We start from the raw sequence: 13,361 nt of genomic DNA, 5'->3' as shown, positions 1-13,361 counted from the left end.
TTTTACGGGCAGGCACGCTCGTAGCCGTCGCGGCCGATGAAGGTGCCACGGCGCGGATCATAGCTCGGCGAGCGCATGCAGCGCGGCGTATCGTCGTAATATCGGGGTGGCGGGGGCGCGTATTGTGCCTGCACACCGCAGTAACGTGGCGAAACGGCTTGCCAGCCGCCGGCCGTTTCAACGTAGCAACCGCCCTGATACCAGCGATAGCCGCCGCCCCGGGGTTCGCCCTGGGCACCGATGGCGGCGCCGGTGCCTGCGCCGACGATGGCGCCGATCGCAGCCCCGCGACCGCCGCCGATCGCAGCCCCGCGACCGCCGCCGATCGCGCCGCCGACGATGGCGCCCGCAGCGCCGCCGAACAGCGCGCCACCGAGCGTGCTTTCCTGCGCCGCCGCTTCCTGAAGCGGTGCGCAAACTGCAAGGGCAATCAGCATCGAGAGCGCGAATTTCGGCATCATGTCAGGCCTCCGGCCACTGGAGCGATTCGCTCGCCAATCCGTGACCAGATTTGCCATAGTTCGGCCGAACGGCGCAACGGCGGACCCGGAACAATTCGCGGTGCAACGTGTTGGATGCCCGGAAGAAATCAGAGGCTGGGCCATGTCGGATACCTACATCATCGAAGTCAGCTCGCAGGCGGCGGGCATTGTCGTGCGCGCGCCCGGCGGCTACCGGTTCTTTGCTGCATCACACCGTTTCAATCGGCTGGAAGGGCAGGTATTTCGCAACGCACGCGAGGCCGAACGCGCCGCGCGGCGCCTTGCCGGCGGGATGTCGCTGGCCGCCTGAGCGCCAGCGACGCGACGCCTCCTGGCGTCAGAGCTTGGTGGCCGCGCGCGACAGCAGCTTCCAGTCCGAACCCTGCTTCTGCCAGTTCATCAGGATGTGCAGGTTCTGCGGCGTCTTCTTGCCGTCGGTGAACTCCTGCTCGCCCACGAAGGTGAAGCGCACGATGGCGGCCGGGCCGACGACACGGATGGTGGGATCCTTGTAATCGAGCGCCGTCCATTTGTAGTTGGCCTTGGCAACACCGTCGAGAAGCGCCGCCTTGGTGTCGACCTTGGCATTCGAATGGCTGTAGCTCAGGTCATCCGCGCAGAGCGAGGCGAGCCCCTCGGCATTGCCGGCGGCCTGCGCCACACGGAAGGCTTCCACGTTTTTCGCAACCGCATCCTCGTCCGCACCAGCGAAGGCTGGAACGACGGTCAATAGTCCGAGCGCGAGGGCGGGCAGAGTCAGTTGGCGTCGATCGATGTTCATGGTCTCCTCCATTTTTGTTTTATGCGGGCAGTTTTGCAGCCAGTAATTAGTTTGTCGAGCGCTGCAGGCAGCAATGGTGCGCTCGCTTCGGCGGCGGGTGCCTTAACCAAAGTGGTGGTTTCGGCCCGGTCAAGAGCCTGTACGGCCGATCAGACTCGTTGACCGCAGCCCCAATCAGCCGCACCATAACGGCAACTTTGTGCCTCAGGCCTGTTTGCAGGAGGGCCCACCATGGCCGGACTGTCCCACCGCCAGACCGAAATTCTCAACATCGCCCGCGCCTTCGGCAGGGTGGTGGTGGAAGATCTTGCCAAGCGTTTCGACGTGTCGGCGCAGACCATCCGCAAGGACCTCAACGACCTCTGCGACCAGCGCTCGCTGACGCGCATCCATGGCGGCGCCATCATCGCCTCCGGCGTCGAGAACCTCGCCTACGAGGCGCGTCGGTTTGTGGCTGCGGAAGAGAAACGGGCGATCGGCGTCGCCGCCGCGGCGCGGATCCCGAACGGCTGCTCGCTGTTCATCAACATCGGCACCACGACCGAAGAGGTCGCGAGCGCGTTGACCTCGCATGAGGACCTGCTGGTCATCACCAACAACCTCAATGTGGCGATGCTGCTGTATCGCCATCCGCGCATCGAGGTCATCGTGGCGGGCGGCGCGGTGCGCCGCGCCGACGGCGCGGTGATCGGCTCGACCGCGATCAGCCTCATTGGCCAGTTCAAGGTCGATTACGCCATCATCGGTGCGTCTGCGATCGACGAGGAGGGCGCGCTGCTCGACTTCGACTATCGCGAGGTGCAGGCGGCGCAGGCGATCATCGCCAATGCGCGCAGCGTCATGCTGGTCGCAGACTCCACAAAACTCCGCCGCAGCGCGCCGGTGCGCATCGCCCATCTCAGCCAGATCCAGACTTTCATCACCGACGCGCCGCTGCCGGCGGGCCTCGCCAGCATCTGCAGCCACCGCGGCATCGAGGTGGTCGAGGCGATGGAGAAGCCGGTGGCGGATGTGGATGAGCCGGGCGAGGTGGCTTCGACGGTGGTGCGGTTGAAGTAGGGCGACAGATGGTTCGAGACGCCGCTGCGCGGCTCCTCACCATGAGGGTCCGAAGTCTCTCTGGCGAAGAAAACGGTAAGGGACCTTATCCTGAGGAAGCTGCGAAGCACCGTCTCGAAGGATGAAAGCCCGCTCTCTCTACGCAAAAGGCCCGCAAACCCGAACGGCCAGGCCCTATCGAGCCGGGTTATCCAGCTTTCATCTTGCTTTCGGTTTTCGTTGTGATTAACTCCCATTCGAAAGTAAAATCGCCGAAATGAAGAGGCGATCGCCGGGGGACGCGTTTCACTTGGATAGGGTATTCGATCTCGCCATCGTCGGAGGCGGTATCAACGGCTGCGGCATCGCGCGCGATGCGGTGGGCCGGGGCAATTCTGTTTTCCTGTGCGAAATGAACGACTTGGCGAGTGGTACGTCTTCCTGGTCGACCAAGCTGGTGCATGGCGGCCTGCGCTATCTCGAATATTATGAGTTTCGGCTCGTTCGGCACGCGCTGATGGAGCGCGAAATCCTCTGGCAGATCGCGCCCCATATCATCCGGCCGTTGCGTTTCGTTTTGCCGCATCACTCCGGCTTGCGGCCAGCCTGGCTGCTCCGGCTCGGGCTGTTTCTGTACGACCATATTGGCGGCCGGCATCTGCTGCCGCCAACCCGCTCGGTCGATCTCGTCCATGACGAGGTCGGCAAACCCTTGATCGCCAACCGCTACACCAAGGGGTTTGAATATTCCGATTGCTTCGTCGACGACGCGCGGCTCGTCGTGCTCACCGCGCGGGATGCCGCGGATCGCGGCGCCGAAATCCGCACCCGCTCGCGTGCGGTCGAGATCCGTCAGGTCGAAGGCATCTGGCAGGTTACGGTCGAGAGCACAATCACTGGCGAGCGCACGACCATCCAGGCCCGCGCGCTGGTCAATGCCGGCGGCCCGTGGGTCGAGCAGGTGCTTTCGTCAGGCTCGGGCGTCAACGCGCGCGCAAAGGTACGGCTGGTGCAGGGCTCGCATATCGTGGTGCCCAGGCTCTATCAGCACGACCGCGCCTATATCTTTCAGAATGCCGACGGCCGCATCATCTTCGTCATCCCCTACCAGAACGATTTCACGCTGATCGGCACCACCGATCGTGACTACGATGGCGATCCGGCCAAGGTGAAGGCCACCGATGAGGAGATACGCTACCTCTGCGCCTCCGCCAGTGAGTATCTTGCGAAACCGGTGAAGCCGGAAGACGTGGTGTGGACCTATTCCGGCGTGCGCCCGCTCTATGACGACGGCGCCAGCGAAGCCAAGGCCGCGACCCGCGATTACGTGTTCGAACTGGATACGCCCGGCGGCGCGCCGCTGCTGTCGATCTATGGCGGCAAGATCACGACCTACCGGCGACTCGCCGAAGAAGCTTTGGAGCGGCTCGCGCCATACCTGCGCAGTGCGAAAGCGGAACAAGGCTGGACCGGCAAGGCACCGCTGCCGGGGGGCGATATGGATGTTTCGGCGGTCGCAGCGCTGAGTGCCGAACTGACGCGGAAATATCCGTTCCTTACTGCGGCGCACGCCGGCCGGCTGGCACACGCCTATGGCACGCGTGCGACAAAGTTGCTCGGCAGCGCAAAATCTTTTGCCGACCTCGGCTTCTCGTTCGGCGCTACGCTGACGGAAAGCGAAGTCAGGTACCTGATCGCGAACGAATGGGCGTATAGCGCCGAAGACATCGTGTGGCGACGGTCCAAGCTCGGCCTGCGGCTGTCGGCAGATGAAGTCACAGCGCTCGACGAATGGATCAAAGCCCACCGCGCCTCCGGTGATCGGCCCTTGCGTGAAGCCGGAGGGCGTCCATGAGCGTCACGCTCGAACACGTCACGCGAACCGTGGATGGCATCCCGACCATTCGCGACGTCTCGCTGACGCTCGAGCGCGGCACGCTGAGCGTGCTGCTCGGGCCGACGCTGTCGGGCAAGACCTCGATCATGCGGCTGCTGGCCGGCCTCGACAAACCTTCCACCGGCCGCGTGCTGGTCGACGGCACGGACGTCACCGGCGCCGACGTGCGGCAGCGCTCGGTTGCGATGGTCTATCAGCAGTTCATCAATTATCCCTCGCTGACGGTATATGAGAACATCGCGTCGCCCCTGCGGGTGCAGGGCCGGCCGCGCGAGGAGATTGACCGGCGCGTCCAGGAAGCCGCAAAGCTGCTGCGGCTCGAACCTTTTCTGAAACGCACGCCGCTGCAATTGTCCGGCGGCCAGCAGCAGCGCACCGCGATTGCGCGCGCGCTGGTCAAGGGCGCGGACCTGGTGCTGCTCGACGAGCCGCTCGCCAATCTCGATTACAAGCTGCGCGAGGAACTGCGCGCCGAGCTGCCGCGTATCTTCGAGGCCTCGGGTGCGATCTTCGTCTACGCGACGACCGAACCTTCGGAAGCGCTGCTGCTCGGCGGCGACACCGTTTGCATGTGGGAAGGCGCAGTGCTTCAGGCCGGCAGTACGCCAAAAGTCTATCGCCAACCGGGCACGCTGCGGGTGGCGCAGGTGTTCTCCGATCCGCCGCTGAACATCGTCGGCATCGAGAAGAAGAACGGTTTTGTGCAATATGCCGGCGGCATCCAGGCGCCGGCCACCGGGCTTTATGCGTCGTTGGCCGACGGCGCGTATCGCGTCGGCTTTCGCGCCCATCAGCTCGAAGTGGCCAACGGCATCGCGGGCCGTCACGCCTTCCATGCCACCGTCACGGTGACCGAGATCACCGGGTCGGAGAGCTTCGTGCATCTCAACCGCGACGCCTCCAACTGGGTCGCGGTGCTGCCGGGCGTGCATGAATACGAACCCGGCCACTTGCTCGATGCCGCGCTGGATCCCGACAATGTTTTCGTGTTCGATGCCGCCGACCGCCTGGTCGCGGCACCGGGCTCCAGTTGAGGAAAATGCAGCATGGCCCGCATTGACCTCGTCGATCTCGCGCACTCCTACGGCGGTAACGACGCGCCACCGGAATCGTTTGCGCTGAAGCCGGTGACCATGACCTGGCGGCAGGGCGGCGCCTATGCGCTGCTCGGGCCGTCCGGTTGCGGCAAGACCACGCTGCTCAATCTCATTTCCGGCATCGTCACGCCTTCGCGCGGAAAAATTCTGTTCGACGGCGCCGATATCACGCCGCTGTCAACCCGGAAGCGCAACATCGCGCAGGTGTTCCAGTTTCCGGTGATCTACGACACCATGACGGTGGGTGAGAACCTCGCATTTCCCCTGAAAAATCGCGGCGTGCCAAAAGCTGAGATCGATGCGCGGGTCAAGCAGATCGCCGACCTGCTCGATCTCACGCCCAACCTCGGCCGCAAGGCGACGCGCTTGACCGCCGACGCCAAGCAGAAGATTTCGTTGGGCCGCGGCCTCGTCCGTTCCGACGTCGCGGCGGTGTTGTTCGACGAACCGCTGACGGTGATCGATCCCGAGCTGAAATGGCAGTTGCGCTCGAAACTGAAGGCGCTGCACCGCGAGCTCGATCTGACGATGATCTACGTGACCCATGACCAGACCGAGGCGCTGACCTTTGCCGATACCGTCGTCGTCATGCATGACGGCCGCGTGGTGCAGAGCGGCACGCCGGCCGAACTGTTCGACAAGCCCGCGCACACTTTTGTCGGCTATTTCATCGGCTCGCCGGGCATGAACATCGTGCCGGCCAAGGTCAGCGGCCAGCAGGCGCAGATCGACGGCCATGTCATTGGCCTGCAGCGGAATTACAGCGCATTGCCGGCCGGTGCCAACATCGAGATCGGCGTACGGCCGGAATTCGTGCATGTCGCGGCTCCTGCGGCGGGACTGTTGTCGGCCACGATCGAGCGCATCGACGATCTCGGACGCGTCCGCTTCGCGCGCGTCCGTGTCGGCGACGCCAAATTCGCCGCCCGCGTGCCGGCGGGCTTTGCCATTCCCGACAACCATGTCGGGCTGGTGTTCGATCCCGCGCGTGTCCACGTCTATGCCGACAGCCGTCTGGTCGAGGGGGTGGTCTGATGGACAAGACGGTCAACCAGAAAGCCTGGTTCCTGGTGCTGCCGGTGTTTCTGGTGGTCGCATTCTCCGCGATCCTGCCGCTGATGACGGTCGTGAACTATTCAATGCAGGACACGTTCGGCAACAACCAGTTCTTCTGGAACGGCGTCGGCTGGTTCAAGGAACTGCTCGATCCGTCGACCGATTTGGGCGGGCGCTTCCTCGCCTCGCTCGGCCGCAATCTGCTGTTCTCGGCCATCATCCTGGCGATCGAGGTGCCGCTCGGCATCGTGGTGGCGCTGTCGATGCCGCGCCAGGGTTGGACGGTCGCGGCCTGTCTGGTGATCCTCGCGCTGCCGCTGTTGATTCCGTGGAATGTGGTCGGCACCATCTGGCAGATTTTTGGCCGGCCCGACATCGGCCTGCTCGGCTATACGCTGAACGGCATGGGGATCGACTACAACTACGTCTCCAACGAGTTCGACGCCTGGGCCACCGTCATCGTGATGGACGTCTGGCACTGGACCAGCCTCGTCGCGCTGCTGTGCTATGCCGGCTTGAAGTCGATCCCCGACGCCTATTACCAGGCCGCGCAGATCGACGGCGCCTCGCGCTGGGCGGTGTTCAAGGCCATTCAGTTGCCGAAGATGAACCGCGTGCTGTTGATCGCGGTGCTGCTGCGGTTCATGGACAGTTTCATGATCTACACCGAGCCGTTCGTGGTGACCGGCGGCGGCCCCGGCAACTCCACCACCTTCGTCTCGATCGAACTGGTCAAGATCGCGCTCGGGCAGTTCGACCTCGGCAAGGCCGCGGCGCTCTCGCTGGTCTACAACCTGATCATCCTGATCGTGTGCTGGATCTTCTACACGGTCATGACCAACGCGGGGGCCGAGCGCCCCGAGAAACAGGGAGCCGCGTCATGAGCACGATTCCCGGCCGCCGCATCATCATGGTGGCGTTCCTGATCTTCCTGCTGTTGCCGATCTACTGGCTGGTCAACATGAGCTTCAAGACCAACACCGAGATCGTCACCACGATGACGCTGTGGCCGCATCAGCCGACGCTGGAGAACTACAAGCGCATCTTCACCGACGAGAGCTGGTATTCCGGCTATATCAACTCGCTGACCTACGTGCTGATCAACACCGTGATCTCGATCGCGGTGGCGTTGCCGGCGGCCTACGCTTTCTCGCGCTATCGGTTCCTCGGCGACAAGCACCTGTTCTTCTGGCTGCTGTCGAACCGCATGGCGCCGGCGGCGGTGTTCGCGCTGCCGTTCTTCAATCTCTATTCGGCGATCAATCTGTTCGACACGCCCTGGGCGGTCGCGCTGGCGCATTGCATCTTCAATGTGCCGCTGGCGGTCTGGATCCTCGAGGGCTTCGTCTCCGGCGTGCCGCGCGAGATCGACGAGACCGCGTTCCTCGATGGCTATTCGTTTCCGCGCTTCTTCGTCAAGATTCTGGTGCCGCTGATCGCCAGCGGCATCGGCGTCGCCGCATTCTTCTGCTTCATGTTCTCCTGGGTCGAACTGCTGCTGGCGCGCACGCTGACCTCGGTCAACGCCAAGCCGATCTCGGCGATCATGACCCGCACGGTCTCGGCCTCGGGAATGGACTGGGGTCTGCTGGCGGCGGCCGGCGTGCTCACCATCATCCCCGGCGCGCTGGTGATCTGGTTCGTCCGCAACTACATCGCGCGCGGCTTTGCGCTGGGTCGGGTATAGGGGGCTGACATGGAACATATCGCATGGATGGCCTGGACGCTGCCGACCGCGATCTTCTTCGTCATGCTGTCGCTGACGCTCGGCGTCATGACGTGGCTGGCGGTCGCCTATCCCGAGGCCGAGCGTGTCGGCGTGCTGCGGATTCCGACCACGCGCGGTGACCGGCTGTTCATCTCGCTGGTGCTGTCAGCCGTCATTCACCTGCTGTGGATTGCCTTTTTCGGCACCGATACGCTTCTGACGCTCCCGATCGGAGAGGGCGTCGAGATATCGAGCCTGTGGCTCGCAACCCTGATTTCGCTCGTTTCGGCCGTTGCGATTTTTCGCAGCGTCTGAACGGCGAAAATAGACAGATCCGGGATTCAACCCGGGCCTGACTTCGTGTCTGTCGCTGCAACCGGAGGACTTAACATGCGACGTAATACCAAGGAGCGCTTTCTGACCATGACCAGCGCGGCCGCGCTGATCGCGGCTTCCGTCACGATGGCCGCGCCTGCGCGCGCGGACGACGCCGTCAATCAACGCTGGATTGACAGCGAATTCCAGCCCTCGACGCTGTCGAAGGCCGACCAGTTGAAGGAGCTGCAGTGGTTCGAAAAGGCCGCCGCACCCTTCAAGGGCATGGAGATCAACGTCGTGTCGGAAACGATCACGACGCACGAGTATGAATCGCGGACGCTGGCGAAGGCCTTCACCGAGATCACCGGCATCAAGGTCAAGCACGACCTGATCCAGGAAGGCGACGTCGTCGAGAAGCTGCAGACCCAGATGCAGTCCGGCAAGAACGTCTATGACGGCTGGATCAACGATTCCGACCTGATCGGAACGCACTTCCGCTACGGCCAGACCGTGATCCTGTCGGACTACATGACCGGCGAGGGCAAGGACGTCACCAACCCCGGACTCGATATCAACGACTTCATCGGCAAGTCGTTTACGACGGGGCCGGACAAGAAGCTCTATCAGCTCCCCGACCAGCAGTTCGCGAACCTCTATTGGTTCCGCTACGACTGGTTCTCCAATCCGGACTACAAGGCCAAGTTCAAGGCCAAGTATGGCTACGAGCTCGGCGTGCCCGTGAACTGGTCGGCCTATGAGGACATCGCCGAGTTCTTCACCAACGACATCAAGGAGATCAACGGCGTCAAGGTCTATGGCCACATGGACTATGGCAAGAAGGATCCTTCGCTCGGCTGGCGGTTCACCGACGCCTGGCTGTCGATGGCCGGCAACGGCGACAAGGGCATCCCGAACGGCCTGCCGGTCGACGAGTGGGGCATCCGCATGGAAGGTTGCCGTCCGGTGGGCTCGAGCGTCGAGCGCGGCGGCGACACCAACGGTCCGGCGGCGGTCTATTCGATCGTCAAATATCTCGACTGGATGAAGAAATATGCCCCGCCGCAGGCGCAAGGCATGACGTTCTCCGAATCGGGACCGGTGCCGGCGCAGGGCAACATCGCCCAGCAGATGTTCTGGTACACCGCTTTCACCGCCGACATGGTGAAGCCGGGCATCGCGGTCGTGAACGCCGACGGCACGCCGAAATGGCGGATGGCGCCGTCGCCGCACGGCTCGTACTGGAAGGAAGGCATGAAGCTCGGCTATCAGGACGTCGGTTCGGGCACCCTGCTCAAGTCGACGCCGCCGGATCGCCGCAAGGCGGCCTGGCTCTATCTGCAGTTCATCACCTCCAAGACGGTGTCGCTGAAGAAGAGCCATGTCGGCCTCACCTTCATCCGCGAGTCCGACATCTGGGACAAGACCTTCACCGAGCGCGCGCCGAAGCTCGGCGGCCTGATCGAGTTCTACCGCTCGCCCGCCCGCGTGCAGTGGTCCCCGACCGGCAACAACATCCCGGATTATCCGAAGCTGGCGCAATTGTGGTGGCAGAACATCGGCGATGCGTCGTCCGGTGCGAAGACGCCGCAAGCCGCGATGGATGCACTGGCCGCCGCCCAGGACTCGGTGCTGGAACGTCTTGAAAAGTCCGGCGTTCAGAAGGAGTGCGGGCCGAAGCTGAACAAGAAGGAGACGGCGGAGTTCTGGTTCAAGAAATCCGAAAAGGACGGCAACATCGCGCCGCAGCGCAAGCTGGCGAACGAAAAGCCGAAGGGCGAGACGGTGGACTACGACACGCTGGTGAAGTCGTGGCCGGCGACCCCGCCGAAGCGGGCGGAGGCAAAGTAAGGCTCGCGGTTACGAGCGATGCAATAACCAAAGGCCGGGAGCGATCCCGGCCTTTTTCTTTCGTCATTCCGGGGCTCGCGAAGCGAGAACCCGGAATCCAACGTGCCACACGTTACGTGGTTAGTTGGATTCCGGGCCTGCGCCCAAGCGGGCGCATCCCGGAATGACGGGGAGGGAGCGTCGCTCTACTCCGCCGCCTGCGTGGCGCCCAGCGTCGGGTAATCCGTGTATCCCTTCGCGCCGCCGCCGTAGAACGTGTTCTTGTCCCATTCGTTCAGCGGCGCACCCTTCTTCAGGCGCTCGACTAGGTCGGGGTTCGAGATGAACGGCTTGCCGAACGCGATCAGGTCGGCCGCGCCGGCGTCCAGCACCTTGTTCGCCAGATCGGCATCGTAGCCGTTGTTGGCCATGTAGGCCTGCTGGAAGCGCTTGCGCAGCGACGTGTAGTCGAACGGGGCGTTGTCGCGCGGGCCGCCGGTGGCGCCTTCGATGACGTGGATGTAGGTCAGCTTCAATGCGTTGAGGCCGTCCACGATGTAGTCGAACAGCGGCTGCGGGTTGGAGTCGGAAACATCATTCGCCGGCGTCACCGGGGAGATGCGGATGCCGGTGCGTTCCGGGCCGGCGACCGCGGCGACCTCCTTCGAGATCTCCAGCATCAGCCTGGCGCGGTTCTCGATCGACCCGCCGTAAGCATCGGTGCGCTTGTTGGTGCCGTCCTTGGCGAACTGATCGAGCAGGTAGCCATTGGCGCCGTGGATTTCGACGCCGTCAAACCCGGCGGCGAGCGCGTTCTCGGTGCCGCGCTTGAAATCCTCGATGATGCCGGGAATCTCGGACAGCTCGAGCGCGCGCGGTTCGGAGATCTCGGTGAAGGTGCCGTTCACGAACGTCTTGCCCTTGGCGCGGATCGCGGACGGCGCTACCGGCTTGCCTCCATTCGGCTGCAGCGAGTCATGCGAGATGCGGCCGACATGCCAGAGCTGGATATAGATGCGGCCGCCCTTTTCATGCACGCGGTCGGTGACCTTGCGCCAGCCTGCGACCTGCTCCTTGGAATAGATGCCGGGCGTATCCTGGTAGCCTTGGCCCTGCTGCGAGACCTGGCTGGCCTCGGTGATCAACAGCCCGGCGGAGGCGCGCTGGCCGTAATAGTCGACCGCCAGAGGGCTCGGCACCATGCCGGGCGGCACCGCGCGGTTGCGGGTCAGCGGCGCCATCACGAGGCGGTTGGGAAGCGTGATCGGGCCGAGCTTGAAGGGCTCGAACAGTTTGGTCTGGCTCATGTCTGCAATATCCAAATGGGATGAAAGGTGAGGGAACAGTTGTGCATTGCGGCGAATTTCGCAATGGCGACAGCCATTCGGCCTGCGCAGACGAGCCGCGCGGGCGTTCCCGTCGCGGATGCCGGCGCCGCGTAGGATGGATCCATTCCAAATCGGCGGCTGCGCAGCAAAAGCCGACTGTCGCGCGTCCATCCGTTGGTCCGGAAATGCTGCGTCGCAGGCTGGATGGCGGCGCGACGGAGCGCGACCCTCCAGCGCGCTGCGATCACAGTGCCGCGATCACGCCTTTGCCGCCCACGCTCACGGGCCCCTGCGGCGCGGCGGCGGCCCGCTTCGCGTCCAGCTCGATGGCGGGCCCGGCGATATCGACCTGCATCAGCTCAAAGGTCAGGCATTCGCAGCCGATCGTGCGGAACACCTGGCTCGCCGCCTTCTGCACGCTGTTGCCGAAGGCCTGGTGGTCGGTCTGGATTTCCAGCCGCGTCTTGCGGCTGCACATCGCCTTCACCACCGATTGCAGGCGCATGCAGATTTCGTCGCGATAATTCTGCGTGCTTTCGAAGGTGGTGCGGGGATCGACGATCTGGGTGCGCACGACATAGGTCAGGTTGAGCGCAAACCGGTCGGTCGAAACGGTGCCCTGGTTGAGCCGAAAAATTTCGGGGCGGCGGTCGATCCGCGCGATCTGCCGGCTGCCGGAGCGGACGCGGTGCCGACCGGGGGGCAGGGCGCGATCAAAGCGACCGTTGCGGTAGAGCAGCAGGGTCTCGAACTGCTGGACAATGACCCGGTCGAACCCGAACAGCGCCGACATGCCCTTGCGCAACAGCGTGGAAATCCAGGCCCACGTGCCGGCAATCACGGCGATCACGATCAAAGTGAGGGCTATCGAGCCCAGAAGTTCACCCACGCTTCTTCTTCCCCGCCACGGACTTGATCTTTAGTCGACTACGCCAGTCGAACCCAAATGGATGTTCTCTGTGCGTCGAAAATAAGTCATCCGCACTGCAATACCGGGCCGACCGGCAAAAAAATCGGGGCGAATGTGGCCTGGTGATTTCGATTCCGGATCGGTTGATTGCGATGGCGGATTGATGCGGCATCGCGCTGCGGCTTTTGGTTGTGTGGCTGGCGGCTTTTTCTCTTTGATTGGCCGCGGGCCATCCGCGTCATTGCGAGCGCAGCGAAGCAATCCATCGTCGTGCGTGCGGAGGAATGGATTGCTTCGCTGCGCTCGCAATGACGGTCGATACGATTTCGCGATCTCGCGACATCTTTCGCCCGAGCTTTGCATCGCAATTGCCCTCCCGAAAATCGGAGGGCGCAGGGAAGACCGGGTGCTTCCCGCACCCGCGGTCCCGCGTGCCGTTTGCGCATAAGCAAAAGCTGCACACGAGCATACAGGTACAGCCGGAGCATCCCGGCCTTCCCTGCGCAATGGCTTTACGGCTTATCTCGTGCTCTCCCCGGAGAACGGCTCTTTTGCCTCCGTCGCCCGCGAGATGCTTTCGCCTCTCTTGGACTTGATGCCAGCACCGCGACACCAGGACCACACGACTTCACCGTACGCCTCCGGCGCGCACGTCGCTCGCGCCAGCAGCGTCCACCGCATCCCACCGCGCGTTCGTGACGTTCGCGAGCGCCCTCTCATCGGGTGAGACGGGCGGAGTTATGCCGGTGATTTGGGTGGATACGGAAGCGGAATATTTTTGTGGGAAGGGGTTGACGTCATTTCTGATAATCAGAAGTTATTTGGTGGTAGAGGTGAAGTGCCGGGCACTGCGCAACATTTACGCTTCCGCAGAAAGAATCAGTACGCAGCGAGAGTAGTAGGATGGACAGAGCGAAGC

General features: G+C 63.4%; 13 protein-coding genes. 9 read left to right on the top strand and 4 right to left on the bottom strand.

Features of this window, described 5'->3' with window-relative positions; translation table 11 throughout:
* Nucleotides 1-2: 2 nt before the first annotated feature.
* Nucleotides 3-461: a hypothetical protein gene (locus tag QUH67_RS28705; protein ID WP_300942852.1), complete on the bottom strand. Its 459-nt coding sequence runs from the start codon at nucleotides 459-461 to the stop codon at nucleotides 3-5.
* 142 nt (nucleotides 462-603) lie between these two features.
* On the opposite strand from QUH67_RS28705, the gene QUH67_RS28700 reads away from it, so the two are divergent.
* Complete coding sequence (locus QUH67_RS28700) at nucleotides 604-792, top strand: hypothetical protein (RefSeq protein WP_300942851.1); 189 nt, start codon at nucleotides 604-606, stop codon at nucleotides 790-792.
* A 27-nt stretch (nucleotides 793-819) separates the two neighbouring features.
* Here the strand turns inward: QUH67_RS28700 and QUH67_RS28695 are convergent, their stop codons facing one another.
* On the bottom strand, nucleotides 820-1,263 hold the full coding sequence (locus QUH67_RS28695; protein WP_300942850.1) for a nuclear transport factor 2 family protein: 444 nt from the start codon (nucleotides 1,261-1,263) through the stop codon (nucleotides 820-822).
* 231 nt (nucleotides 1,264-1,494) lie between these two features.
* Between QUH67_RS28695 and QUH67_RS28690 the strand changes: the two genes are divergently transcribed.
* From QUH67_RS28690 to QUH67_RS28655, 8 genes are all read left to right on the top strand, one after another.
* Nucleotides 1,495-2,322: a DeoR/GlpR family DNA-binding transcription regulator gene (locus QUH67_RS28690; protein ID WP_300942849.1), complete on the top strand. Its 828-nt coding sequence runs from the start codon at nucleotides 1,495-1,497 to the stop codon at nucleotides 2,320-2,322.
* 289 nt (nucleotides 2,323-2,611) lie between these two features.
* A complete protein-coding gene (gene glpD, locus QUH67_RS28685; protein ID WP_300942848.1) occupies nucleotides 2,612-4,156 on the top strand; it encodes a glycerol-3-phosphate dehydrogenase in 1,545 nt (514 codons plus the stop codon).
* On the top strand, nucleotides 4,153-5,232 hold the full coding sequence (locus QUH67_RS28680; protein WP_300942847.1) for an ABC transporter ATP-binding protein: 1,080 nt from the start codon (nucleotides 4,153-4,155) through the stop codon (nucleotides 5,230-5,232). Before glpD ends, QUH67_RS28680 begins: the two co-directional genes overlap by 4 nt.
* A 12-nt stretch (nucleotides 5,233-5,244) precedes the next feature.
* A complete protein-coding gene (locus QUH67_RS28675) occupies nucleotides 5,245-6,330 on the top strand; it encodes an ABC transporter ATP-binding protein (RefSeq protein ID WP_300942845.1) in 1,086 nt (361 codons plus the stop codon).
* Nucleotides 6,330-7,235 carry a carbohydrate ABC transporter permease gene (locus tag QUH67_RS28670; protein ID WP_300942843.1) on the top strand — a complete coding sequence of 302 codons (906 nt, stop codon included), beginning with the start codon at nucleotides 6,330-6,332 and terminating at the stop codon, nucleotides 7,233-7,235. Before QUH67_RS28675 ends, QUH67_RS28670 begins: the two co-directional genes overlap by 1 nt.
* The gene (locus QUH67_RS28665) at nucleotides 7,232-8,038 is read left to right on the top strand and encodes a carbohydrate ABC transporter permease (RefSeq protein ID WP_300942842.1); all 807 of its coding nucleotides are present in this window, start codon (nucleotides 7,232-7,234) and stop codon (nucleotides 8,036-8,038) included. Before QUH67_RS28670 ends, QUH67_RS28665 begins: the two co-directional genes overlap by 4 nt.
* Nucleotides 8,039-8,047: 9 nt before the next feature.
* Nucleotides 8,048-8,374 (top strand): DUF2160 domain-containing protein, encoded by a 327-nt coding sequence (locus tag QUH67_RS28660; RefSeq protein ID WP_300942841.1) that lies wholly within the window; start codon nucleotides 8,048-8,050, stop codon nucleotides 8,372-8,374.
* A 108-nt stretch (nucleotides 8,375-8,482) separates the two neighbouring features.
* Entirely contained in the window at nucleotides 8,483-10,225 is a 1,743-nt protein-coding gene (locus QUH67_RS28655) for an ABC transporter substrate-binding protein (protein ID WP_300948205.1), read from the top strand.
* A 185-nt stretch (nucleotides 10,226-10,410) separates the two neighbouring features.
* On the opposite strand, the gene QUH67_RS28650 is transcribed toward QUH67_RS28655, so the two are convergent.
* Both QUH67_RS28650 and QUH67_RS28645 read right to left on the bottom strand, forming a co-directional pair.
* Nucleotides 10,411-11,511, bottom strand: coding sequence for an alkene reductase (locus tag QUH67_RS28650; RefSeq protein WP_300942840.1), 1,101 nt, complete (start codon nucleotides 11,509-11,511; stop codon nucleotides 10,411-10,413).
* 265 nt (nucleotides 11,512-11,776) lie between these two features.
* Nucleotides 11,777-12,421: an SPFH domain-containing protein gene (locus QUH67_RS28645; RefSeq protein ID WP_300942839.1), complete on the bottom strand. Its 645-nt coding sequence runs from the start codon at nucleotides 12,419-12,421 to the stop codon at nucleotides 11,777-11,779.
* Nucleotides 12,422-13,361: the final 940 nt, after the last annotated feature.

Origin of the sequence: Bradyrhizobium roseum, from assembly GCF_030413175.1 — a bacterium.
Taxonomy (GTDB): Bacteria; Pseudomonadota; Alphaproteobacteria; order Rhizobiales; family Xanthobacteraceae; genus Bradyrhizobium; species Bradyrhizobium roseum.
This window is presented reverse-complemented; position numbering and strand designations above follow the sequence as displayed.